Annotated in this window: 23 protein-coding genes, 1 tRNA gene and 1 pseudogene; 16 read left to right on the plus strand and 9 right to left on the minus strand. The window is 56.2% G+C overall.

The window, feature by feature from the left end; all coding sequences use genetic code 11:
* From JRJ26_16500 to JRJ26_16535, 8 genes are all read left to right on the plus strand, one after another.
* On the plus strand, window positions 1-718 hold a 718-nt coding region (locus JRJ26_16500), incomplete at its 5' end, for a hypothetical protein (GenBank protein ID MBW2059091.1).
* Window positions 719-1023: 305 nt separating this feature from the next.
* Window positions 1024-1383, plus strand: coding sequence for a VanZ family protein (locus JRJ26_16505; protein ID MBW2059092.1), 360 nt, complete (start codon window positions 1024-1026; stop codon window positions 1381-1383).
* A gap of 46 nt (window positions 1384-1429) precedes the next feature.
* Complete coding sequence (gene cysC / locus JRJ26_16510; protein ID MBW2059093.1) at window positions 1430-2044, plus strand: adenylyl-sulfate kinase; 615 nt, start codon at window positions 1430-1432, stop codon at window positions 2042-2044.
* 72 nt (window positions 2045-2116) lie between these two features.
* The gene (locus JRJ26_16515; GenBank protein MBW2059094.1) at window positions 2117-3634 is read left to right on the plus strand and encodes an alkaline phosphatase family protein; all 1518 of its coding nucleotides are present in this window, start codon (window positions 2117-2119) and stop codon (window positions 3632-3634) included.
* Window positions 3635-3989: 355 nt separating this feature from the next.
* On the plus strand, window positions 3990-4385 hold the full coding sequence (locus tag JRJ26_16520; protein ID MBW2059095.1) for a fibronectin type III domain-containing protein: 396 nt from the start codon (window positions 3990-3992) through the stop codon (window positions 4383-4385).
* Window positions 4386-4706: 321 nt separating this feature from the next.
* A complete protein-coding gene (locus JRJ26_16525) occupies window positions 4707-6209 on the plus strand; it encodes a HAMP domain-containing protein (protein ID MBW2059096.1) in 1503 nt (500 codons plus the stop codon).
* 12 nt (window positions 6210-6221) lie between these two features.
* Entirely contained in the window at window positions 6222-6899 is a 678-nt protein-coding gene (locus JRJ26_16530; protein MBW2059097.1) for a hypothetical protein, read from the plus strand.
* A 19-nt stretch (window positions 6900-6918) separates the two neighbouring features.
* Window positions 6919-8301 (plus strand): sigma-54-dependent Fis family transcriptional regulator, encoded by a 1383-nt coding sequence (locus JRJ26_16535; GenBank protein MBW2059098.1) that lies wholly within the window; start codon window positions 6919-6921, stop codon window positions 8299-8301.
* A gap of 69 nt (window positions 8302-8370) precedes the next feature.
* Here JRJ26_16535 and JRJ26_16540 read toward each other — a convergent pair whose 3' ends face one another.
* On the minus strand, window positions 8371-9273 hold the full coding sequence (locus JRJ26_16540; GenBank protein ID MBW2059099.1) for a phosphotransferase: 903 nt from the start codon (window positions 9271-9273) through the stop codon (window positions 8371-8373).
* 1 nt (window position 9274) lies between these two features.
* The gene (locus JRJ26_16545) at window positions 9275-10789 is read right to left on the minus strand and encodes a TolC family protein (protein MBW2059100.1); all 1515 of its coding nucleotides are present in this window, start codon (window positions 10787-10789) and stop codon (window positions 9275-9277) included.
* Between the two features lie 136 nt (window positions 10790-10925).
* Between JRJ26_16545 and gatB the strand changes: the two genes are divergently transcribed.
* Genes gatB through JRJ26_16575 form a run of 6 tightly spaced genes read left to right on the plus strand, consistent with a single transcriptional unit; the run spans window position 10926 to window position 17161 of the window.
* Window positions 10926-12368, plus strand: a complete 1443-nt coding sequence (gene gatB / locus JRJ26_16550; GenBank protein ID MBW2059101.1) for an Asp-tRNA(Asn)/Glu-tRNA(Gln) amidotransferase subunit GatB — start codon at window positions 10926-10928, stop codon at window positions 12366-12368.
* 26 nt (window positions 12369-12394) lie between these two features.
* The gene (gene mtnA / locus JRJ26_16555) at window positions 12395-13441 is read left to right on the plus strand and encodes an S-methyl-5-thioribose-1-phosphate isomerase (GenBank protein ID MBW2059102.1); all 1047 of its coding nucleotides are present in this window, start codon (window positions 12395-12397) and stop codon (window positions 13439-13441) included.
* Entirely contained in the window at window positions 13438-14247 is an 810-nt protein-coding gene (locus JRJ26_16560; GenBank protein MBW2059103.1) for an SAM-dependent chlorinase/fluorinase, read from the plus strand. Before mtnA ends, JRJ26_16560 begins: the two co-directional genes overlap by 4 nt.
* Window positions 14244-15845, plus strand: a complete 1602-nt coding sequence (pilM, locus tag JRJ26_16565; protein MBW2059104.1) for a type IV pilus assembly protein PilM — start codon at window positions 14244-14246, stop codon at window positions 15843-15845. Before JRJ26_16560 ends, pilM begins: the two co-directional genes overlap by 4 nt.
* Window positions 15842-16393, plus strand: a complete 552-nt coding sequence (locus JRJ26_16570) for a type II secretion system protein M (GenBank protein ID MBW2059105.1) — start codon at window positions 15842-15844, stop codon at window positions 16391-16393. The genes pilM and JRJ26_16570 overlap by 4 nt, the downstream gene beginning before the upstream one ends.
* A 60-nt stretch (window positions 16394-16453) precedes the next feature.
* Window positions 16454-17161: an endonuclease V gene (locus tag JRJ26_16575; GenBank protein ID MBW2059106.1), complete on the plus strand. Its 708-nt coding sequence runs from the start codon at window positions 16454-16456 to the stop codon at window positions 17159-17161.
* 17 nt (window positions 17162-17178) lie between these two features.
* Here JRJ26_16575 and JRJ26_16580 read toward each other — a convergent pair whose 3' ends face one another.
* From JRJ26_16580 to hpt, 4 genes are all read right to left on the minus strand, one after another.
* Window positions 17179-18333: a pyridoxal phosphate-dependent aminotransferase gene (locus JRJ26_16580; GenBank protein ID MBW2059107.1), complete on the minus strand. Its 1155-nt coding sequence runs from the start codon at window positions 18331-18333 to the stop codon at window positions 17179-17181.
* A 20-nt stretch (window positions 18334-18353) separates the two neighbouring features.
* Window positions 18354-20198, minus strand: a complete 1845-nt coding sequence (locus JRJ26_16585) for a penicillin-binding protein activator (protein ID MBW2059108.1) — start codon at window positions 20196-20198, stop codon at window positions 18354-18356.
* Window positions 20199-20273: 75 nt separating this feature from the next.
* Complete coding sequence (locus tag JRJ26_16590) at window positions 20274-20828, minus strand: phospholipase (protein MBW2059109.1); 555 nt, start codon at window positions 20826-20828, stop codon at window positions 20274-20276.
* Window positions 20825-21358, minus strand: a complete 534-nt coding sequence (hpt, locus tag JRJ26_16595) for a hypoxanthine phosphoribosyltransferase (GenBank protein ID MBW2059110.1) — start codon at window positions 21356-21358, stop codon at window positions 20825-20827. Before hpt ends, JRJ26_16590 begins: the two co-directional genes overlap by 4 nt.
* Before the next feature lie 228 nt (window positions 21359-21586).
* On the opposite strand from hpt, the gene JRJ26_16600 reads away from it, so the two are divergent.
* The gene (locus JRJ26_16600) at window positions 21587-22342 is read left to right on the plus strand and encodes a cytochrome c biogenesis protein CcdA (protein MBW2059111.1); all 756 of its coding nucleotides are present in this window, start codon (window positions 21587-21589) and stop codon (window positions 22340-22342) included.
* An 80-nt stretch (window positions 22343-22422) separates the two neighbouring features.
* Here the strand turns inward: JRJ26_16600 and lptG are convergent, their stop codons facing one another.
* The gene (gene lptG / locus JRJ26_16605) at window positions 22423-23523 is read right to left on the minus strand and encodes an LPS export ABC transporter permease LptG (GenBank protein ID MBW2059112.1); all 1101 of its coding nucleotides are present in this window, start codon (window positions 23521-23523) and stop codon (window positions 22423-22425) included.
* A 158-nt stretch (window positions 23524-23681) separates the two neighbouring features.
* Between lptG and JRJ26_16610 the strand changes: the two genes are divergently transcribed.
* A tRNA-Met gene (locus JRJ26_16610) sits at window positions 23682-23758 on the plus strand.
* Here JRJ26_16610 and JRJ26_16615 read toward each other — a convergent pair.
* Together JRJ26_16615 and JRJ26_16620 are read right to left on the minus strand one after the other, a co-directional pair.
* On the minus strand, window positions 23715-24524 hold the full coding sequence (locus JRJ26_16615; protein MBW2059113.1) for a site-specific integrase: 810 nt from the start codon (window positions 24522-24524) through the stop codon (window positions 23715-23717). The two genes, JRJ26_16610 and JRJ26_16615, sit on opposite strands and share 44 nt — an antisense overlap.
* A gap of 60 nt (window positions 24525-24584) precedes the next feature.
* Window positions 24585-24745, minus strand: a pseudogene (locus JRJ26_16620) (hypothetical protein).

A 24745-nucleotide genomic window follows, 5' to 3' on the forward strand; every position in this document is an offset into this window, starting at 1 on the left:
CTCCTCGGATTCGGACGACGGGATAGCCTCGTATCTGTGGGAACAGATAGGCGGGACTCCGGTCACTCTCTCGGACCCTGCCACGGCCAGGCCCACATTTGTCACTCCACCGGTTGATCGGGGAGGGACTGTCCTGTCATTCCGGATCAGAGTCACCGACAGGGGTGGGCTTCAGAGCAGTGACACAGCTTCTGTAGCGGTGGAGGACAACGGCATCACCGGATTTCCAGAGGATGTGATTACGACCTTCTCATCAAAGGGCGATCCTTTCGGTATCAAGGTTGAAAGCGGAGGTAACTGCGTGGCCCTGTACCCTAGAGATCCTTCCACCATCACCGACACGAGAAACAGACCGGCGGACATGATCTACGGCCTGATAGACCTGAAACTTAGGGCGGATTCGACGGGTGGCACCATGGTGATCACCTTCTATCTGTCAGCTCCGATTCCTGAAGGGTACGGATGGTACAAGCACAGCACCCTCACCGGGTGGTATGACTACAACGACTACGCCCTGTTCGATCCATCCCGGGACAGGGTGACTCTCACCCTTGTCGACGGTGGTAGCGGAGACGACGATGGGCTCGCCAATGGAATGATAGAGGATCCGTCGGTCCTCGGGACTTCCGCGGCAGCGGTCGGGGAAGAGCTTCTGGGTCCGAGGTCGGACAGGGGAGAGTTGAGGGGATGCTTCATCTCCACTGCCCTGGGTTTCTGATCCTTCTCGGTCGAAAAAAACCCGGGTTTTTCCCTTCACGTGTGCCTACAAGAGATGCCTTTGCCCTCGACTCCGCCGATAGTATGGTATGACGCATGGGGCGTGGAGAATAGAAATCGAAGCAAGGCCTCTCTTTTTCTCCCTTCTTCCTGCAGAAGATAGACGGATCACATACGGAATTCCGGCTGCCAGACCCTCCGGCTTGTCCATTTGCCTAAAAGGGGGTATCATGATCGATCTGCAAGGGAGAAAATGTCTTTTTACCGCTACGGAGCGGCGAGATCTGCAAGACGAGGTCCGAGAAGTTGGGCAGGTCGAAAATCAACATTTACCTGGCTTTGTCTTTGATCTCAATGGCGGTGATATTCTATCTCTCCCTGTGCGAGATCGACATAAGGACGCCAGGTTTCTCCTCTGGAGACAAGTTGCTCCACATGCTGGCCTATGGGGTTCTGGCCTGTCTGATCTACATGGCCTTGAAAGAGGCGGGTGTGGCGAGAAGTCGTGCCTTGGCCCTGGCCTTTGCCAGCTCCTTTGCTTACGGCCTCTGCAATGAAACCCTCCAGTACTTTCTCCCGTGGCGAGAGGCGGATGTCCTTGATATGACGGCAAACGGGGTTGGCGCCTTCTTTTTCCCTCTGGTTCTGTGGTATAGAGGCTACTAACGGTGTGGGAGCGGATTCGGTTGATGCGATGGAAAAGGAAGTGAAGATGGGAAAGCCCAAGAGTGATTACGTTACCTGGCAAGACGCCACGGTGGGCAAAAGCGACCGTGAGCGGCTCATCGGCCAAAAGGGGGTGACCCTTTGGTTTACCGGACTGTCATGCTCTGGGAAGTCCACCCTGGCGAATGAGGTCCAGAAAAGGCTTTTTGAGAGAGGCCATCTTTCCTACGTGCTGGACGGCGACAATATCCGGCAGGGTCTCAACAGGGACCTCGGCTTTTCCCCTGATGACAGGAGAGAAAACATCCGGAGAATCGGGGAGGTGGCGAAGCTCTTCAGGGAGGCGGGGGTGATCACCCTTGTGGCCTTCATATCACCCTATCGGGCGGACAGGAGAGCAGCCCGGGGATTGGCAAGACGGGGCGAGTTTGTGGAGATCTTCTGCTGTTGCGATCTTGAGACGTGCGAAAGGCGGGACGTCAAGGGTCTCTACAGGAAGGCCAGATCCGGTGAGATCGCTGAATTCACGGGGGTGTCAGCCCCTTATGAGGAGCCTGAAGATCCTGAGATCATCCTTCACACCGACAGGGAGCGTGTAGAGGAGAGCGCAGAGAGGGTAATGTGTTATCTCGAGGAGAAAGGTATTATCAGGAAGCCCTGACGTAGACAGAACAAAGGGCTCTGGTGTCTCCGCCCTGTGCCAGGTGGGAGACACGCGGGGAAGGTCTCAATAATGGCGAGACTACTGGTCATAGGACTCGACTGCGCCACTCCCCAGTACGTTTTTGATGAGTGGCCGCGTGATCTTCCCGTCCTGGACAGGCTGATGGAGGAGGGAACCTACGGTGTACTGACGAGTACCATTCCCCCCATCACGGTTCCTGCCTGGATCTGTATGCTCTCCAGCAAGGATCCCGGACAGTTGGGAATTTACGGTTTCAGGAACCGGAAGAGTTACAGGTACGGAAACCTCTACATTCCCAATTCCACCCATATCAGAGAGAGGATGGTCTGGGAGTATCTCGACGATGCGGGTCTCACATCGATCCTGATCGGCATCCCCCAGACGTTTCCGCCAAAACCCCTGAGGGGGATAATGGTTGCCTCCTTCCTCGCTCCCGACAAATCGGTTCAATACACCTACCCTGCCGAGGTCAAGGCCGAGTTGGACAGGATAGCTGATGGCGACTATATGTTCGATGTCAGGAATTTCCGGAGGCAGGACAAGGGGGCGTTGCTGGATGAGATCTATCTGATGACTCGGAGGCGATTCAAGGTTGTAAGGCACTACCTGGAGCACAATCCGTGGGATTTCTTCATGTTTGTTGAAATGGGGATCGACCGGATTCATCACGGCTTCTGGCGATTTCAGGACAAAGAGCACCGTCTCTATGACCCTGGGAGTCCTTACAGAAATGTCATTAAGCGCTATTACCAAGAGATAGACCGGCAGATAGGAGACCTGCTCGCAGGTGTGGAATCAGATGTGGCCGTCATGGTTGTCTCGGATCATGGTGCGAAAAGGATGGACGGCGCCGTCTGCATCAACGAGTGGTTGATCAGGCAAGGCTATCTGCGACTGAAGGTGGAACCGGACAGCCCCACCCGCCTGACCGAGGATATGATAGACTGGCAGCGGACACTGGCATGGGGTGAGGGGGGATACTACTCGCGAATCTTTCTGAACGTCAAGGGTAGGGAGCCCCAAGGAATCCTTCCCCAGGAGGATTTAGATAGGTTTCGGGATCAGCTTAAGGGAGAGATGGAATCCCTGGAAGGCAACGAGTCGGGACCCGATAGGGTCCGGGTCTTGAGGCCTGAGGAGATCTATCGCTCGGTGGAAAACATCCCTCCGGACCTGCTCGTATGTTTCGGGGATCTGAGTTGGAGGGGGGCAGGTACCGTCGGCCACAAGAAAATCTATCTCTACGAGAACGATACGGGGCCAGATGATGCGAATCATGCCCAGGAAGGGATCTTTGTTTTCCGGGGAGATTCGGCGAGCAGGAAGGCGACTCCCCTTGCAGCGCGTAAGAGGCTCGATGGTCTCTCCCTATATGATGTGGCTCCGACTATTTTGGATTTCTTCGGAATCCCGGTTCCTTCCGACATGGTAGGCCGGTCCATCCTGGGAGAGGCCAGCCGGATCAGCTCCGGCAAGGTTCCCGGACCGCAGCCTCAGGGCAAGGACTACTCGCCGGATGAGGAGGAGATCATTCGAAGGCATCTGGAAGATCTCGGATATCTGTGATGTGGGGCGGGTCGATGTCCTTTCGGCAGAGCGCCTTGAAGGGTTGGGCCTGTACGGGGTGAGGACTCGTGTGGCTTTCTTGCACGGGCCGGCCGAAATCAGCGGAGACCGGCACGGGGCCCGATGGTCGTTGCTACATTTATGTAAGTCCTTTTTTCCATTTATGAAATCGACTGCTCTTCTCACGTGTTGGAGCAGTCTGTTTACAAAGGGAGGAGTGTTCGGTAAGTTCTGGCAATCACAACCGAATCTCTTAGGGTGAGAATCTCTCTTGTCGGTGGATTCCTTCCGGTATCCCCTTTGCTTTCTCTTCGGTTCTGAGCGGAGAGTCGGCTTGACCATCCAAGGGGCAGAGATGAGAAGGATTCTGACGATTATTTTCTTCTTGCTTTCCCCATTCACAGCAGGTGCAGCTCATCTCGATCTGGCTTGGAGCCCCAACGAGGAACCGGACCTTGCGGGCTACAGGGTCTATTACGGGACTTCGTCCGGGCAGTACGCAGGCTGCCTCGACGCGGGGAAGACGAACAGCTTTCGCCTGGAGAACCTCCTGGACGGGACCAGATACTTTGTCACCATAACGGCTTACGACAAGGCGGGAAATGAGAGTGGTTTCTCCAGGGAGGTCTCCGCGATCGCCTATTCGGATGAAGACCAGGATGACCCCTTCCGGCAACCTGAGGGTGGTGGGGGAGGGGGGTGTTTTGTTTCGATTCTGGCAAGCGACTTTCAAAGAGACCGAAACCGGTAAGACAAACGGATTGGACGTAGTTCTCCGCCTCTCCTACCCGGAGCCAGATTTTCTTTGACCTGCCTGATGAGACTCTGGAGCCTCCCTGGATGACACCCACGGAGAGAGGGGTTCTTCTTAGGATAGCCGAGCGAGGGTTGTTTCCGATTTGACAAAATCGTAAGCTTGTCTTAAGTTACTCAGGCGTTGTTGGAGAATCCGCGCGGGGCGAACTGCGCTGGGGCCTCCAGGCTGTGAAGAATGGGGGCTCGACAGCCGGGCCCCCGTGACTTACAATTCTGTCGACGAACCTACTCCCTCCGTTTTCCTCTTGGGACAGAGATGGGACTTACCATTCCAAAGAGGATGCTCATCAGCAGTTCCATCGTCATCCTGATGGTTCTGGTTGTTAGTGTCTTCTCGATCATTACGATCTATCAGCTGAATCAGATTTCCAAGACCGTGGTTTTCAGGAACAACACGATCAGGTCCCGGGCAAAGAAACTCCAGGAGCTGGTTTTGTCCATGGAAGAGAGCGAGAAGAAGTTTATCGTTCTCCAGGAAGACGAATACAAGAAGGTGTTCATGGAAGCCGCAGGAGAGTTCGAAGCGACCTTGAAGAGTCTTAAGGGACTGATCAAGGAGCCCCAGGTGGCTGATCAGATAGAAAGAACCAGCGGGCTTTTTGGAACTTACCGGTATATAGTCGAGAATGCCATTTCGGTGGGAGGAGAGGAAGGGGTGAAGAAGCTCGCTTCGGTCTCCAATCTCAACGAGGATATTGCCAATGAGATAATTTCGACGATTGACCGGGTACTCGTGGTGAACGAGGAAAACATCGACGCCAGCCTATCGAAACTGGAAGCCAAGGGGGCAATTGCAGGAAAGTTGGCGCTCTTCATCTCCAGCCTGTCCATCCTGATAGGGGTGCTCAGCTACTTCTATTTGAGGCAGACGATAAGCCGGCCCGTGCAGTTGCTTGAGAAGGCGACCGATCATGTTTCGAAGGGTGAATTCGACTACAAGGTTCCGGTTCATACCCAGGACGAGCTTGGAAGCCTGGCGCGGAGCTTCAATGAAATGGCGACCAGGCTCAAAGAACTCGACGAAATGAAATCTGATTTCATCTCTCTTCTCTCCCACGAGCTTCGAACTCCTCTGAGCATTATGAGGGAAGCGGTTAGCCTCCTGAAAGACGAGGTCTTGGGGGAGATCAGCGACAAGCAGAGGGAATTTCTTTCCATAATCAGTCAAGAGGTCGAGCGGATGATCGGTTTTGTGAACGAGCTGCTCGATCTCTCCCGTCTCGAGGCGGGCCGGCTGCCGATCGAAAAGTTTCCCATAGACATAGGTGAGATTATCGATAGCAACTTGAAGAAGCTCGGGCCCCTGCTTGTAGATAAGAAGATCAAAACCGACGTAGTCGTGGCGCCTGACCTGCCTATGGTTGCAGCCGATGGGATTCGGGTGGATCAGGTTCTCACGAATCTCATCGACAATGCAATCAAGTTTACCCCCGAGGGGGGCGAGATCGGGATCGTGGCAGAGGTCTCGAACGAAAAAGGGGTGGACGGAGCGGTCCATGGGGGAGAGATGAAGAGTAGGGGGAAGTTCGTGAGGGTCATGGTGCGGGACAATGGAGAGGGAATCGGAGAAGAGGAGAAGAGATACATATTCGATAAGTTCTATCAGGCCAGGAGCGGGAAGGGAAAGGGTAGGAAGGGAAGCGGCTTGGGACTGAGTATTTCCAAGCGGATCGTAGAGGCCCATGGCGGCAGCATCTGGTTTACCAGTGCGGCAGGACAGGGGACCTCTTTCTATTTTACTCTGCCGGTTCAGGAGTGAGGGGGGCGCGAAATGGAGGAAGGAAGGAGAGGGATTCTTGGAGGAAGGACCCTGTTGCGGCTGACGGAGATCCTTCTGGTTTTCTTGGGTCTCACGATATCGGGCCAGGGGTGTGTCGAGGTCAACAGAGCGATCACGGAGGGCGAGAAGGAGCATCGGTTGAAGCGGCAGATGGAGTTGGCGGAGGAGGAACTGAACAAGGGCAATCTCTTCTCCTCTCGAACGCTTTTTGACTGGATTTATGCAGAATCCAAGCGTCCGGCGCTCCGTCAAAAGGCGCTGTTCCTTTCCGGATTGACTATCCTTCTTGACAAGAACGACAAAGACCGGTGGAATCGGGGGCAGAACGTGCTGCTCCGTGGAAGCCAGGAGTTTCCCGAAGGCGATTTCGGCCGGATTTCCGGTTATGTCGCGGCGGGTCTCTCAGATATCCTATCCACCCTGAGGGCTCTGGAGAGGGAGAACGAGGCGATTCGCCTCAAGATGAATTCGGCGGTGTCTCAGGCCCAGGAGATGGCTCGGCTCGCTAGGAGACAGAAGAAGCGGCTTTCAGAGATGAAAGAAGAAATCCGGGCCTTGAAAAAATCGATTCGGTTGAGGGATAAAGAGGTCAAAAACCTCGAGATGAAACTTAGGAAATTGGAAGAGATTCATAGAGAGATAAAGAAAAAACGGATGGGTCTCAGTTGAGTCCACAAGGAGAGGTTCCATGGCGCGAGCGCGAATTCTTGTAGTGGACGATGACAGAAACATTGTCCAGGTCGTTAGAGCCCGGCTCCAGTCTCAGGATTTTGACGTAGAGGTGGCGTACAGTGGCCCCGAAGCCCTTAAGAGATGGAGGGGGAACCATTACGACGTGATGATCACGGACGTAAAGATGCCGGACATGAGCGGGTTGGAGTTGATGAAGCGGGTTCAGGCCCTGAATGGAAATGTCCAGACCATCATGCTGACGGCTTACGGGACCATAGACGGAGCGGTTTCCGCCATGAAGGACGGGGCCTTTGACTACCTGACCAAGCCTTTTGATAGCAGGGAACTCCTCTTTCGAGTAGAGCGGGCCCTCGAAAAGACACGGCTGGCTACAGAGGTCAAGGAGCTGAGACAGCGCATAGCGGGGGAGTACAGTCTGAATTCTCTGTGTGCCAAGAGTCCAAAGATGAAAACCCTTGTGAGCATGCTTGAAAGGATCATACGGAGCGATTCGACGGTTTTGATTGAGGGAGAGAGCGGCACGGGCAAGGAACTCGCGGCCAAGATCATTCACTACGAGGGACGGAGGAGGGACGAGAAGTTTGTAACGGTCGACTGCGGGGCGACTCCGCAGAGCCTCCTTGAAAGTGAACTCTTCGGACACGTCAAGGGTGCATTCACCAGTGCAAATTCGACGAAGAAGGGGCTCTTTGAGGTGGCCCATCAGGGTACCATCTTCCTCGATGAGATCAGCAACATCAGCAGTGAGATGCAGACCCGCCTGCTCAGGGTCCTGGAAGAACAGGAGATCAAACCGGTGGGGGACGTGCGGGTCAAGAAGGTGGATTGCCGGGTCATAGGCGCGACCAACAGGAACCTGAGGGAGATGGTGGGCCAGGGTAAATTCCGTGAGGACCTCTTCTACCGCCTCAGCGTTCTCAACATCCTGATGCCTCCCCTGAGGGAGCGCCGGGAGGATATACCCCTTTTGGCGAACCAGTTCCTGAGGGAGTTCTCAAAGAAGATGGGGAAATCCGTTGTGGCCATAGATCGGGATGTGATGGCCATGTTTCTCGACTACCACTGGCCGGGGAACGTCCGGGAACTGCGAAACGTCATCGAGGCGGCGGTTGTGATGGCGAGGGAGGATCATTTGACGCATACAGACCTGATTCTTACGGACTTCCGGAGACCCCTCGAGATGAAGCCTCAGGATGCCGGTCCCTCACAGGAGACGGTGCTAAAGGAGCACGAAAGGCGGCTTGTTGTCGAAGCCTTGAAGAAGTGCAACTGGGTCCAAAAGGATGCTGCACAGATGCTCGGTATCAGTGGCCGGGTCATCAACTACAAGATCAAGAAGTTCGGCATCTCGATTCCCAAGAGGCGGCGGGCTGTGTAAGTAGGCCGGCATAGGAATCCGCCTTGCGGGAGTCTGTCTGGTCAAGACCGGAGCCTGGAAGGCCGGGTCCTAGGTATCGAGAGAAGACGGGGTTGAAGGGTTGAAAAGGCGGTCTGCCGCCCAGCCCAAGCGGTACCAGTAGCGGAGGAGCCGTGCCTTTTTCAGATGACGCCTCATGGCACGGAGCAGGTCTGGGTCTCCTTTCGCATAGGCCCGGAAGAAACGCGCCTTGTCCGAATTACTGATGGGAATGCCCCTTGTCTTCCACTTTTCCGCTGATCGGTCCAGGCGGAGGAGGTTCTTCATCCTCTCTTCTGTGGAGAGGGAGTCCTGGATCTTGGAGCGATCGAAGTCGATGATATAGATCTCCGGGCAGGAGCCGTATGGGTTTCGGACCAGAATGTTTTTCAGGTTGAGGTCGCCATGATAGACTCCCCGGTCGTGCATGAGTCGCACCGCGCGGCCGGCCCGCTTCACTGCCTCACGCCAGAGGCCGGCCCGCTTCTGGAAAGGGGCTCTCCTCATATTCGAGAGAAGAGAGACCAGGTCCAATGCTCCCGGGATCTCCTCCGTGATCAACTCGCCACGGTAGAAGGGCCCCCGGCTGGGGTAGGTGAGGGCAGCTACCACGCGGGCGGTGGGAATGCCGAGGGTTCGGATTTTCTCGGTCGTAATCGTCTCCACGAAGGGCCTGGACTTCTGGAGAAAACGATCTCCAAGAACACGGCGGAGTATACCGCCGTGAGTGTAGTGGCGGACAACGAAACGGCGATCCGCCCTTCCGCTGACCGAGAAGAGTCGGAGATTGCCTCTCCCACAACGGGTTGGATCGATCCAGGCCTTCTCCAGAACCTCGCCCACCTTCCTGAATCCCCGGTTGTGAATCGATTTCAAAAAACGAACCTCTGCCAAGACGGAGGTACGCCCCTCCATGAACTCCTGAAACACTCCGGCGTCGGTCTCTCCGGGCATCCTAATCCCTCTCCAGCATCTCTGCCCTGATACCGTTCACCTTCAGAGTGGTACCCAACAACTGATAGAACCTGTCTAGGGATTTGTTGTAATCGATGATGGCTTCCAGCTCCCGGCTTTGAGCGAAGGCGAGGTCGACTTGAAAATCCAATACGTCCTTTGTGGTGGCGATCCCCACATCGTGTTTAGCCTGTTGGGCCTCCAGCTTCTTCTCGGCCAATCGCCGGGCAACACGGGTCGTCTTGATTCTCTTGAAATCGGTCTCCACCTGTCTGATTGCCTCCCTAACCTGGAGAGCAATATCCTTCCTGAGGTTTTCCAGTCTGAGTTCCACTTCCTGTTGTTCCAGCTCACGACGGAGAAGTCGGCTTCTCGCAGCCCTGTTGCCCAAGGGATATTCGAACCGGAGACCGATACGGAGGTCGTAGAAATCACCGTCCATCTCGTCTATGGCCTCCTGATAAGTCCCGGCAAGGCCGCTGACCCCTGCAGTGGCCACCACATCCACCCGGGGCAGGATCTGGTTTTTGGCGAGTTTGACGGTCACGAGGCGGTTCTCCAGTTCTGTCTTGGCCTGGAGGTAGTCGGGCCTGTTCTTGAGGGCTGTCTCGATCTCACGGGCGAGGGAGAGCCGTACGGCCGTCTCCTTTGGCCGGTCCACGGGGGTCACCGAGAGAGATAGCAGTGGAAGCCCTCCGTTGGGGTTGAGGAGACTCTTCAGGCGGTCTTCCGCGTCGCCGATCCTGTCTTCGGCGAGGATGACCGCCTCCTCTCTTGCCGCGACTCCTGCCTCGGCCTCGATCATGTCGATAGGGGCCAGCTGGCCCACGGCCACTTTCGCCTTGTTGATCTCCAGGAGATCCCGGGCGAGCTGGACGGATTGCTTGCTCACACGGAGGAGCTCAATGGCACGGACGAGGTCCCAGTAGGCCTCCTTGACCTCGGTGACTATATCGATCACCCGTTTCCTGAACTGTATGTCCGAGATATGCTTGTTGTTTTTGGCGATCTTAATCGGTGCCAGATTGAACTCTCGGCCGAAGTCTCTGAGCAGGGGCTGGGCCACCGACAGGCTCAATTCATTGTCCCATGAGGGGTTGAACCGCTGAAGAAAAGAGTTGGAGTTGAGACGATCGTTCCCGAACCTCAGTTCAGCCTTGGCACCCGTGGACAGCTTCTTGCCGATTCCTGCTCCTATGTTGACGCTGTTCTGGAACGGTTCGGCTGACCCTGTGAGGAATACCGCAACGTCGGTTTGCCGACGCGAAGCGCTTTGGGAGACATCTGCGGTGACTGCGGGATCGAAGACGGATTCCTGGGCCTCCACGTCGGTCTGGGCGACCTGGGGCCGGAGCCGCTCGATCTTGATGTCTATGTTGTTCGACAGGGCCAGAAGAATCGCCTTTCTCAGGGTCAGTTCGACTTTCCGTGGTTTTGAAGATTCCCGGCCTCCGTGAACAAGGGGAGGATGGCAAAGTATCAGAGCAAGGGCTAGACTGAGCAGGGTTTTTCGCATGGCGCACCTTCTCCTCCTGTAGGATACGATCCCAAGGTAATGAACAAGCCCGGCTTTGTCAAGGAGTGGATGGTTTGACAAGACCCCGGAGTTTGGAGTAATTAATCTTGGAAACTCAAACCCAGGAGACTCCTTCATGGAGTATGAGGCTGTCATCGGGCTCGAGGTTCATGCCCAACTGCTTACCGAATCGAAGATCTTCTGCTCCTGTGCCACGGCCTTCGGTGCAGAGCCTAACTCCCACACGTGTCCGGTCTGCATGGGCCTTCCCGGTTCGCTTCCAGTGGTGAACCGTAAGGCCGTTGAGTTCGCCATCAGGATGGGGCTGGCCACGCATTGCACCATTGCCAGAAGGAGTCTTTTTGCAAGGAAGAACTATTTCTATCCTGACCTGCCCAAGGGTTACCAGATATCCCAGTATGAGATGCCCCTGGCCGAAAAGGGCTATGTGGAGGTTTTCGCGGATGGAGAGACCAGGAGAGTCGGCATCATCCGGGTCCATCTGGAAGAGGATGCGGGGAAACTCATCCATCAGGAGGAATCCACGGGGGCGGGCCAGGGGAGTCTTGTCGATTTCAACAGGACGGGAGTTCCCCTGATCGAAATAGTGAGCGCTCCGGACATCCGTACCGCCCGTGAAGCGGGCGACTATCTGAGGACCCTTAGCAGCATCGTCCAGTACCTGGAGATATGCGACGGGAAGATGGAGGAGGGGAGCCTTCGCTGTGACGCCAACGTGTCTGTCCGGCCTCGCGGGCAGGAGGCATTCGGGGTTCGGACGGAGCTGAAGAACATGAACTCCTTTCGTCACGTGGAGAAGGCGCTGGATTACGAGATAGAACGTCAGATCGAGTTGTGTGAGGCAGGCGAGCAAGTGGTCCAGGAGACCCGGCTGTGGGACCCCCATCGTTCGATCACCGTGGCCATGAGGGGCAAGGAGGAGGCCCAGGACTACCGGTATTTCCCTGACCCGGATCTCTTGCCCCTGGTGATCGACGGCCAGTGGGTAGAGGAGATCCGGAAAGGACTTCCCGAACTTCCCGTGGAAAAAAGAAGGCGTTTTGTCAGGCAGTATGAGATCCCGGAGTATGATGCCGGAGTCCTGACCAGTTCCAAGGCCCTTGCCGATTACTACGAGGCCTGTGTGGCTGAATTCCCAGAGCCCAAAACGGTGAGCAACTGGGTCATGGGCGAACTTCTCGGGTTGCTCAACAGGGACAACCGGGAGGTCGGGGACTCCCCCGTGACTCCCTCCCTCCTTGGAGAACTGCTTCGGTTGATAGGGGATGGGACCATAAGCGGAAAGATCGCCAAGGCGGTCTTTGAGGAGATGTACCTGACCGGGAAGGACGCCTCCCGTGTGGTCAGGGAAAAGGGGCTTGTCCAGGTCACGGATCCCGGGGTGATCGAGGAGACTATCGGGCGGGTTTTGGAGGCAAACCCCGACCTTGTTCAGGCATACAGGAAGGGCAAGGAGAAGGTCTTCGGTTTCCTTGTGGGCCAGGTGATGAAGGAGACCCAGGGCAAGGCAAATCCGCGGCTCGTGAACGAAATTCTAAAGAAGAAGCTTACAGGATAGGGAAAAGAGAGGAAAGCACCGGTCCCATGTCTTTTCGCACCATTGAATGGAAAGAAGATCATGTGGTTCTGCTTGATCAGAGGAGGCTCCCCCGGGAGCAGGTCTACGTGGAATGTTGGAATTTTGACGCGGTGGTGGAAGCTATCCGGAATATGACCGTCCGCGGGGCGCCGGCTATCGGGGTGGTTGCGGCACTGGGTCTGGCCCTGGGGGCGAGGCAGATCAGGGCCCGTGAGATGGAGGGCTTTCTCCGTCGATTCAAGGGACTCTGTAAGACCATGGGTGGAGCGAGGCCCACGGCTATCAACCTCTTCTGGGCCATCGGTCGGATGGAGCGGATTTTGCATTCCCCAAGGCCTGAGGGGATCGATGAGGCCGTCAGGCGGTTGGAAGACGAGGCCCTCGCCATACTGAGGGAGGACGTGGAGACCAACAGGCTGATCGGGCAGGTGGGAAGAGTTGTGATCAAAGACGGGGACACCGTGTTGACCCATTGCAATGCAGGGGCCCTGGCGACAGCAGGATACGGCACGGCCTTGGGAGTGATCAGGGCGGCCGTTGCAGAGGGTAAGAGAGTTAGGGTTTTTGTAGACGAGACTCGACCGCGCCTCCAGGGAGCTCGCCTTACCGCATGGGAACTGAGCCACGACGGGATTCCCGTAACCCTCATCACGGATAGCATGGCAGGCTGTGTTATGCAGAAGGGCCTGATCGATCTTGTCCTGGTCGGAGCGGATCGCATTGCAGGCAATGGCGATGTGGCCAACAAGATAGGTACTTACAGTCTCGCAACTCTGGCGCATGTCCATGGGATCCCCTTCTACGTGGCGGCGCCGGTTTCGACGATAGATGTAAACCTCCCGGAGGGAAGCCAGATTCCTATTGAGGAACGGGCCCCTGAGGAGATCACCGAAATATTTCATCAACCCATTGCTCCCAGCGGTGTAGAGGTGTTCAATCCCGCCTTTGATGTCACCCCCTGTCGATACGTTGATGGAATCATCACGGAAACAGACATCCTGAGGGAGCCCTTTGAGAGAACCATCAGAGCCTTGATGAGCCGGGTGTCGTGAGTCGCATTATTACCCTCCTAACCGATTTTGGTTACCAGGATGGTTACGTGGGAGCCATGAAGGGAGTGATTCTCGGGATCAATCCCAGGGCTGTTCTGGTGGATATCAGTCACGAGATCGAGCCCCACGACATAACGGCGGGCGCCCTCGTGTTGGCCGATGCGTCGGGCTGGTTCCCTTCCGGTACGATCCACGTTGCCGTGGTGGATCCGGGAGTGGGCAGCCAGAGGAGGCCAATAGTCGTTGAAACCTCGCGGGGTTACTACGTAGGTCCCGACAACGGCATATTTAGCATCGTCTACGAGAGGGAGACCGTTCTCCGGACAGTGGCTCTTGAGAACCCGAGGTTCATGGCGCCCTCTGTCAGCCGGACTTTCCACGGCAGGGACATCTTTGCCCCTGCCGCTGCCTTTCTCTCTCTGGGAGTGGCTGTTGACGCCTTGGGCCCACCCGTGCAAAGAGGGGTAGTCATGAGGATTCCTCGTCCCCGTGTCAGGGGCGATGCCGTCTGGGGAGAGGTGATCCATGTCGATCGTTTCGGGAACCTTGTCACCAACATCTCAGAGGATGCTTTCAAGTCCTTTGTCGGTGGGGGTGACAAGAGGATCTGGATAGGGAGCGAGCGGGTGGCGGGTCTCCGCGAGAGCTACGAGGAGGGGGAGGAAGATGAGGTCTTTGGCATCTTCGGGAGCTCAGGGTTTCTGGAGATTTCCATGAAGAGGAGGAGTGCCTGCAGCAAGCTGGGTGTGGGCAGGGGGGCTTCTGTCCGCGTGGAAAGGTCTTTGAAAGGTGGCGTTGAGTCATGAGCCCGCAGGCCATCGGCCTCGATATGGGGGCCGACTCGATCAAGGCTGTGGTGTTGCGCCAAGGTTGGAGAGGCTTTGAGGTAGCCGGGTTTTTCCACGAGGCCATAGAGCCTGACGAATCCCTGGCTTACGAAGAGCGTGTGGCCGGGGCAGTGGAGAGGCTCTTCTCGGTAAACAGATTGAAGAGTGATTGGGTCGTCGTCTCTCTGCCGGGACTCGTCTTGTCTACCAGAATCATCACCCTTCCCTTTACTGACCGCAGGAAGATCGTCAGGGTGATTCCCTTCGAGGTTGAAGGGCATATCCCCTTTGCTCTCGAGGAGGTGGTGATCTCTCATCACATCCTGGGGCAGGAGGGAGGCAAGACGAGGGTTCTGGCTGGTGCTGTGCGGAAAGACCTTCTGAGAGAGACTCTGGCGGCCCTTGCCATGGGAGGTGTCAAGCCCAGGATCGTGGATATGGATTTCATGGCTCTCTTCAATCTCTCCCAGGGTGGGCTCGAGGGGGCCGAAGGGTGCTACGCCATCGTCGATATCGGAGCCTCCAAGACATCGGTCTGCGTCGTGGACGGCCGGTCTTTCGGATTCGGCCGTTCCATTCCTATCGGGGGTAGGGCTATCAATCGTGCCATTGAGGGAGAGTTTGGCATGTCGGAGGAGGAAGCCGAAGGGCTGAAACGGGCCGAGGCCTTTCTGCCCGTGAAGGACAGGGTCCCTTCGAGTCATGAACAGAGGCGGCTCTGCTCTGCCGTGGAGTCGATCATCGCTCAGCTGCTCCAGGAGATAGGGCGCACGTTCTATGCCTTCGAGGCGGAGACCCAGAAGCAGGTGAGTCACGTCTTCCTCTGCGGCGGAACGGCCCGGCTGGCGAACCTCTCGGACTATGTCTCCGAAAAGATGAGCGTTCCGGCGGCCCCTCTTCCCCCTGTTTCTTCATTAAAGGGGGTGGTGGATCCCCAGAACATGGGCCTCATGGCTCAAGCTTACGGTTTGGGCCTGCGTGCAGCCGCTGACGGCAGGTTCTCTCAGGTGAATTTTCTGAAGGACGAGTTCGCCTTTCGGAGCGAGATCAAGGGGATGAAGGGGAAGATGGTCTACGTGGGGATCTTTCTCGCTCTTATTCTTGCCCTCTTCGCATACGATGGCCTCAACAGGTATATGGTAAAGAAGCAGCGTTACTTGGAATTGAAAAGCGAGATTGAAAGGGTTTTCAGGGAGACCTTTCCCGGCATGAAACAGATTCGGGGGGGGAGTCAGTACATGAGGAGCAAGACCCTGGAGCTTCGTAAGGAGTCCCGGGCTCTTCTTTCCCTGGGAGGATTGCCCGCCACCGCACTCGACCTGATCCGGGGGGTTACCGAGAAGGCTCCGGCGGGGGTCGACGTGGAGATCGACACCTTTTCCTTTGACGCGGAGAAGATCCGCCTCAGTGGCCGGACCGACTCCTTTGAGTCCGTGGACAGGATCGTGAAAGCACTCCAGGGATTCGGTCTCTTCGAGAAGATATCCCTCTCCAACGCCAAGGTGAACGTAAAGGACAACAAGGTGGATTTCAGGCTTTCCATATCACTTCCATCCCCACTGGGGGAGAAGAGATGATCAGAGTCAACCCGAGAGAGAGAAGGACCATTCTTGCGGGAGGGGTCTCTATCGTCGCTCTCCTCGCCTACCTTCTGGTCGTCTCTCCATACATGAGCGCCATGGAGCGGCTCGACCGGAGGATCGCCAGGAAGACCGAAGAGTTGGCAGAGGTCTTGGCTCTCCAGGCGGAATATCTCAGTTTGAAAGAGAAGGCCGAAGCCCTTGAGAAGATGGTGCGGTCAGCGCCGGGTTTCTCTCTTCTTTCTTTCCTGGAGAATCTCGCCGTCAAGAAGGGTATCAAGAAGCAGATCGCCTACATGAAGCCCCTTGTCATGCCTGGGAACGAGAAGTACCAGGAATCCTCTGTGGAGATGAAGCTCGAGGGTCTCACCCTCAAAGAGTTGGTTGAATATCTCTACCAGGTCGAGCAGTCCTCCCAGCCGATTCGAATCAGGAGACTCAATATTGTCAAAAGAAAGGGGGAACCCTACCTGGACATGACCCTTCAGGCATCGATATTCGAGCCCGTGAGAGGGGGTGCTCCCCTCGGCCAGAGAAAGGGCTGACCTCGGGGGTATCCAGAGGTGTCCCGGGGTCGCCCCCTTGCCCGGCAGTACCGGCAGTCCATGGAACCAGAGATCCTTCACTCCTGGAACGTGACCCCCCGGGAGGCATCTGCCATTCAGGAAGGCCTGAAGGATCGGATCTGCCTGGCCCCTATGGCTGGAAGGATCCGGTGGGTGGGCGGGGCTGATGTCTCCTATGCCAGAGGAGAGGACCGGCTCTTCGGTGCCATGGTTGTCCTTTCCTTTCCCGACCTTGTCCTGGTGGATCAGGCCTGGGAGACGGGGCGAGTCGCCTTCCCCTACATTCCAGGTCTTCTCGGTTTCCGGGAATGTCCCATCCTGCTGGAAGTGGCCAGACGAATCCATCAGCCTCCGGATGTATGGATTTTCGATGGCCAGGGGATCGCCCATCCCAGAGGGGTAGGGCTTGCCTCCCACCTGGGGCTTCTGCTCGGTTCTCCTTCTGTCGGGTGTGCGAAGAAGAGACTTCTGGGATTCCACGGTGAGGTGGGGCCTGGAAGGGGAGATTTTGAGCTTTTGGCTTGGGAGGGGAGAACCGTGGGGGCTGTAGTGAGAACCCGCACCGGGATCAAGCCCGTCTACGTCTCCCCTGGTTTTCGCATAGATCTTGAGGGAGCGGTGAGGCTGGTCCTCGAGACAACCGGACGGTACAGGATACCGGAACCCCTCCGGCAGGCCCACCTGTTGAGCAAAAGGATTCGTGAAGAAGGGAACAACAGCGGCGTCCCCCGGTCGGTCTGCCGATAGTCGCGGACGGCAGCCCCTCACCCCTGAGTCTTGCAGGTTCTTTCCAGGTAGGTACCGATTCGCTCCATGGCCTGTTCGATCTTCTCCATGGAATTGGCGTAGCAGAAGCGGAGATATCCCTCGGCGTTGCTTCCGAAATCGATCCCGGGGGCGACTCCCACACCGGCCTTTTCAAGCATGTCAAAGGCGAACTCATAGGAATTCCTGGTAAATTTCCTCGCGTTGGCAAGGACATAGAAGGCACCTGTGGGCTCCGTGGCAATGCCGAACCCCAGCTCCTTCAGCCTTTTCAGGATGTGAATCCGCCTCTTGTTGTACCTTAGGACCATGGCCCCGACGTCGGCTTCTGCGTGTTTCAGCGCCGCGATGGCACTCCACTGGGCCATCGAGTTGGCCGAGATGAAGAGGTTTTGTTGGAGTTTCTGCAGGGGTCGGACAAACGGTTTGGGAGCGATGACATATCCGAGGCGCCAGCCGGTCATGGCATAGAGCTTCGAGAACCCGTTGATCACAAAGGCCCTGTCAGTGAACTCAAGAATCGTATGGTCCTCCCCCTCATACACCAGCCCATGATAGATCTCGTCGGAGACGATATGGGGTCCCAATCGGCACAACTCGGCCATCCCTTCAGGACTCATGACATGGCCTGTAGGATTGGAAGGCGAGTTGATCACAATGGCTCTGGTTTCCCCGGTCATTGCGGCTCGAACCCTGTCCAACCGGTATTGGAAGCCCTCTGTCTCGAAGACATCGACCGGGACGGGCGTGGCATCGACGAAGCGGAGAATATTGGGATAGCATGGGTAGTAGGGATTTGGAATGATGGCCTCCCTCCCTCGCTCCAGGAGGACGGAAAAGACAAGAAGCATGGCCGGCGAGGTCCCCGATGTCACGACGATCTGATCCGGGGAGACCTCCACACCGTGACGCTGCCGGTAATGACTCGAGATGGCTTCCCTCAGTTCTACAAGACCGAGGCTCCCCGTGTAATGGGTTTTCCCCTCCCTCATGGCCAGCAAGCAGGCCTCCTTGATACACTGTGGGGTATCAAAATCCGGTTCCCCCACCTCGAGATGGATCACCTCCCTCCCGTTCCTCTCCATCTCTTCGGCCTTTTCCATGACCTCCATGACCATGAAGGGCCTTACCTCGGTTCCTCTTCTAGAGATCATCGCTCGGATTGGCGGCCGGTCTAGTCCTGGCCGATCTCCTCCACTAGATGTGATGGCACCTCATTAAAGGCATTTCCCTGGACCGTGAGAAGGAAGGGACTCTTCTTGGCATTCCCCGTGGCGTCAAACCCCCTGAAACCGGAGACCCCGGAGAAATTTCGGGCCTGAAGGAGTTCGTCCCGCATCGCCTCCCTGGAGAGAATGGGGTGGTCCTCCAGGAGGCTTATGACGATTGCTGCGGCGTCATAAGCCTGAGCAGCCAGAATGGTTGGATCTTCTGAGAATGTTCCCCGGTATCGGTCCACAAAATCGACCACACCAGGAGACTGGCTTTCTCCGAAGAAACCGTCCACCAGTAGCGCTCCTTGAATGAATCTGCCAGCCTTTTCCAGCAACTCCTGGTTGTGCCACGCGTTTGTCCCGAGAAGCGTCACGCCGTAGACGTTGTAGAAAGCCAACTGGGGAGCGATCAGGGCGATTCGATCCGCCTGATCGGGTATGAAAATGGCGTCGAATTGGATTACGGGACGGTAGTATGTCTGTTGCCCCCTTCCGGTGGACTCCTTTTCTTCGATCTTGACCATCCGCTTGATCTCACGGCCGAAATCCATCTGGGTATCCTGATAGCTCTCCAGGGCCACCACCTCTCCTCCCTGGCGGTAGACCTCGTCGATGAAAAGGCTGCTCAGCGCCTTGCCGTAACCGTCTTCCGGGTAGAAGACAGCAAACCGCCGCAATCCCTGACCCTCCATGGCATAGGTCACCAGCAGCCGGATCTGGAGGGTGTAGGACAGGCCGTTCCTGAAAATGAAGTCACCCTGTTGGGCTATATCTTCTTTTGTGGTCAGCGTTATAAGAGGAACCCTGAGCTCCTGGGCCTTGGCCGCCGCAGCCTCGGAGGTACCGCGGAAAAGGGGACCTATGATGGCGAGAACACCTTCCTCCCGTACAAGCTCCTCCACGGCTTCTGCCGCCCTTCCAGGGGAGGCGCGGGAATCCTTGATAACGAGGCGGAGATTGAGATCATTGTAATCGGGTTCAAAGGCGTGAACGGCAAGCTCGAGTCCCCGCAGAGAGGGTTCGCCGGAGAGGGAAGCTCCTCGCCCGCTTAGAGGGAGGATGCACCCCAGGACATACTGATCCGGAACGAACTGTTCGAGCTCTCCGAGAAAAGCCTCGACCTCCGGGGAAAAATCCTCCTCGCCATAAAAGCGGAGAACCTCGGAGAGCAGTTTTCGGCTGGACTCGATCCTTCCTGCCCTAAAGAGACGCTGGGCGAGGAGGAATTTGGCGTACCCCGCGGGGTAGGTGCGGGGGTATATATAAGAGACCTCTCTGAGTTCGGTTTCCGTAGTATCTTCCGACAGGAGTTTTCGGATTCTCCCCCGGACCTCTGCCTTGAGTTGGTCTGCCTCGGCGGTCCTGAGAGCCGCAAGATACCACCTCAGTGCTTCCAGGGGTCTCTTCAAATCGCGATGGCTTTCAGCCATGAGGGAGAGAACCTTCACCTTTCTGGGTACTGGCAGATCGAGACCCACCAGATCCCTCAAGGTTCGCTCGGTTCGTGCAGCATCGCCCAGACGATGGTAGCAGAGGGCCAGACGCCAGCGGATCTCGTTCAGGATCGGGCTCTGGGGAAAATTCTGAATTACCCGCTCATACAGCTCAGCCGCTTCCCGGAACTTCTCCTGAGCGAAGAGCCCGTCGGCCTCCTTGGCCATGGCCAGAGGCATGGCTTTTCTGGCACCAGGAGGCGGGGCGACAGGAGGCATGTGTGGTACCTTTTTCCTCGGTGCACAGCCCGCCGCAGAGAGGGCGAGGAGCACCGCAGAGACAACCAGGGGCAGGAAGCGTCTTCTCCTCATACCCATTCTCCTGCCGGGAACCTCCAAAGACCTGGAAATCTCACCCAGCCCCATAATCCCCCGGACCGACCCGGATCAATTCGGGCATTCGGCCGTAATTCTCTTGACATACCTTATCACCTCTTCTGCCAGAGCCGGGTCGTCGATCAGGACCGAGAGTTCGTGGTTGTATGAGAGAGCGCTCTGGGTGAGGTTATGACTACCTATAAAGACGAATCTCCTGTCGATGACGATAGTCTTGGTATGTGTGGTTCTCTCAGGAGAATCGAGGACGACATGGATCCCGTGCTGCCGCAGCCGCCTGGAGGTGACCAGATTCACCCGATTCAGGGAATCCTTATCCCTGGCCGTTCTCTCCAACAGCACGGAGACTCTCACCCCCCTCTTACGCGCAATTATGAGGTCCTCGAGAATCGAGTTGGCGCGATTCGGGGGGCCCGGCTTTGTCTTGAATAGGAACATAGAAACGACGATCTCCCGGGTCGCCTTTTCGATATGGTCAGCCAGAACGGGGAAGAACCGGGTGTCCTCGAGAAGCCTGACCGCAGCCTTCTCCCGGCTGTGGCCGGGAAGACCTGCTGCAGGAAGAAGCAGGACAAGGGCAAGGCAGAGGGAAACAAGGATTCTCAAGGTTCCGGCTCCTCTAAGTAGCAGATGTCTGGCAGGCTCCTGTACTTCTCATCGAAGTCGAGGCCGTAGCCCACGACGAAGCGGTCTTCTATTTTGAACCCGCCGTAGTCGACTCTTATGTCGGCCTCCCTCCGGGCCTCCTTATCGAGAAGAGTACAGATCTTCACCGAACGGGGATGCCGGGGCGAGAGTCTCTCTATCAGGTGGGCCAGGGTGTGGCCTGTATCGACTATGTCCTCGACAATGAGAACATGCTTGTCCTCGATGGGGATTTCAATGTCCTTGGTGATTCTCACATTCCCCGAGGAGACCTGCTTCGATCCGTAGCTAGCCAGTCGAACAAAGTCGATTTCAACTGGTATATCCAAAGCCCGGATCAGATCCGAAAGAAAGACAAAGGCACCCTTAAGGACGCACACAAGGACCAGATCTTCCCCCCGGTAGTCCTGGGATATCCTCTTGGCCAGGTCCAGAACCATCTCGGCTATCGTCTTTCTATCGATCAGGAGTCTGGGCTGAGGGGATGTCATGGGAAGAGATATCTCGTGCCTCCTGTTCACTGTCAGTGGAGGAGACTACCATTTTTGCAGAACCCTGTCAAACAAGCGGGAGCCGGGGGCGGCCGGTATTTTCATGTGGAATTCGAGGGGATTTCTCGGCCATGTGGGCCCTTCCGTTTCCGGGTTTCTGAGAGCGGGGAAACTTCTCGGGTCCTTTGGGTTGAAATTCTTTCTCGCATCTGGCATAAGTAGAGCGTGATGGAAACGCGAAGTGCTCATATCCGCCGAGTAACGGTGACCCACTCCCTGATGTTCATCCTCGGGTTTTCGGTGGTCTTCGTGAGCCTTGGGGCAACGGCCACCTATTTCGGCAGTCTCCTGGCCAACTATCAATCGTGGATCATGAGGATAGGGGGAATCATAATCATCCTCCTCGGTATCCACTTTACGGGGCTTGTCCGGATTCCTTATCTGGAGATGGAAAAGAAATTCGTGCTCACCCAGAAGCCGCTCGGCTATGTGGGCTCTATCATCATCGGTATCGTCTTTGCGGCAGGCTGGACTCCCTGCATCGGGCCGATTCTTTCAACCATCCTTCTCTATGCGGGTACGGCAAAACATCTCAAGGAGGGGGTGGTTCTTCTGGTCATGTATTCTCTCGGGCTCGGCCTTCCCTTTTTCCTGGCCTCCCTCGCCATCAACACCTTTCTCCTCTATTTCGATTGGTTCAAGAGATACCTCAGAGTCGTCACCATCGGGAGTGGCTGCTTGTTGATTCTGATCGGGGTGCTTTTCGTCACCGACCGCTTCATGATGCTCAACATGTACCTGAACATGATGATTCCTTCAGGCGGCGAGGGGTTTCTCACCGCTGACACCAGGAGCCTCGGCCTCTTGATCGCCTTCTTGGCCGGATTTCTCTCATTTGTAAGTCCCTGCGTTCTTCCCCTCATACCGTCTTATCTGTTGTACATGACAGGGCTCTCCTTTTCAGAACTCACCCGGGCCGAGTAATATTCGCCGCGGGTGGAGATGCCTGGACGACCAATCAGACACACCGGCCGAGGGATGCGTCGAATCCGCGGGTTGAGTTCCTACTGGCGGACGCTCAGGAAAGCGACCAGACCGGCTCCACCGAAAAGGAGATGGGGAACCCAAGCAGAGAGCAAGGGAGGGAGAATTCCCGAGTGTCCAAAGGCCCTGGAAACGGATATCAGGATCCAATAGATGAAGCCTATGGCGAGGCTGATCCCGATGCCTGCGGCAAAGCCACCGGTCCTTCCGGTTCTCAGAGCAAAGGGGATGCCGATGAGCACCATGATCAAATTGATAAAGGGGAACGAGATCTTGATTTGCAGATCCACGAGGTACTTGGTCGCATCGTACCCGGCTTTCTCGAGGCGGGCAACGTAGCGCTTCAACTCCCCGTATCCCATCGCCTCTGTGTCCTTTTCCACTTTTCTCAGGCTTGCGGGGGTTATGTCCATGGGGAAATCCATTTTGGGGTAGCGTTCGATGGTTGTGGACTGGTTTGCGCGGAACTTTCGGATGATCACGTTGTTGAAGGTCCACCCGTGTTTGTTCCAGACCGCGTCATGGGCATCCACTCTTTGCACAAGCCGGAAGTTCTTGTCAAACCGATAGATGGTGACCCCTTTGAGGCTGTTGTATTTTGGATCGAAGGCCTGAAAATTGTAGATTTCAGAGTCCTGCCTGTACCAGATGTTGAGATTCTTGAAAGAGACCTTCTGGTCGATCCCCGGGGCCTCCGTATCCATGATGTATTCGGCCCTCTGGCAGGCGTAAGGAGCCAGGTACTCATTGCCGACAAAGGTGAGACAGGCAATCACCAGGGAGAGGAAGAAGATCGGTCGCGTGATGCGAAAGAGGCTGATCCCGTTGGCCTTCAACGCGGTGATCTCCATGTGGCGCGACAGGATTCCCAGGGTGACAAGGGTGGAAAGCAGCACGGCGAGGGGTATGGTCTGGAAGGTGATCACCGGGACCTTCATCAGGTAGTACTCCAGGGCGAGTCCCAGGGGCGCCTTGTATTCCAGTAGCTTTGTTACCGACTGGAAGAAGTCTATCACCAGATAGACAACGTTGAAGGCTCCGATAGAAAGAAGGAAGACGACCATGAATTCCCTGGCGACGTACCGGGAAACAACGGACATCCGGCGATGAGGCCACAACATGTGCCTGTTTCTCTCATTCTTTTCGAGCCTTGTCAAGCTGTCCGGGGCTGGACCAGCCCCTGGAGAGGCCCGTTTGATTTCTGGGGAATCCATGAAGGCCAATGGCGGGCCTGTACTCTTGACACTGCCACCGGAATGTGTTTAACTTTTTTTGTTGACGCGGGGTGGAGCAGTCCGGTAGCTCGTTGGGCTCATAACCCAAAGGTCGGAGGTTCAAATCCTCCCCCCGCTACCAAGGATTTCAAGGACTTAGCTGATTCGGCTGAGTCCTTTTTTCGTGCAGGGTGCGTATAGGGTGCAGGTGGGTGCTGATCGGTCTGGTCGTCCAGGGCGTCCACTTCCGATTTTTTCTTGCCCGGCATCCAGTGATAATAGACGTCCCATGTTATCTTGACCGAGCTATGGCCAAGCTGGTGCGACACGTCCGCTATATCATCGCCCTTGCTAAGTCTCAGGGTCGCATAGCTGTGCCGCAAGTCATGGAGTCGGAAATGCCGTAGCCCCGCTTTCTCAAGGGCCTTGAGAAAGACCCTGTGCCTCAGATTGTCAGGGTCGAGGGGCTGCCCATTTTCACCGACAAAAACCCAGGGCGGGACCTCTCCCCATCCCTTTTTGATCGCCTGTATTTTTCTCTGAGTCTTCAGACGCTTCAACACGTCGGCCAGTTGCCCCGACATATCCACCCGTCGAAGCTCGTGGTTCTTGGGTGTCGTGATCCTTCCCTTCACCAGGTTCCTTCTGACCTCGAGAAAACGCCCATTGAAATCAACGTCTCCCCATTGGAGGCCCAGGAGCTCTCCCAGCCTCAGACCCGTTCTCAGGGCTGTCAAGAAGAACGGATAGTAAGCGGGATAGTGCTCCTTGATCTTCCCGAGAAACAATTGCGCCTCCTCTCGGCTCAACGGGTTGATCTTGTGCCTCCTGTCCCTTTTGGGTAGGTGCTTACCCATTCTGGCCGCCGGATTCGCTTTGATGATCTCATCCTCCAAGGCATTGGCCATAATGCCGCTGATCAGGCAGACCAAATTCTGCACGCTTTTTGTGCTGAGGGTCTTAGCCTTGTCAGCGATGAACTCCTTGATCTCTGCCCTTGTTATCTCGTCCAATCTTTTGTGCTGAAAAACCGGAAGCAGGTGGCACCTGAGGTTGCTCTCGTAACCAACGAGAGTCGAATACTTGCAGCGAGTGTTGGCGTAAGTCTCAAGGTACTTCTCGGCGTACT

Source organism: Deltaproteobacteria bacterium, assembly GCA_019308905.1.
Lineage (GTDB): Bacteria > Desulfobacterota > BSN033 > WVXP01 > WVXP01 > JAFDHF01.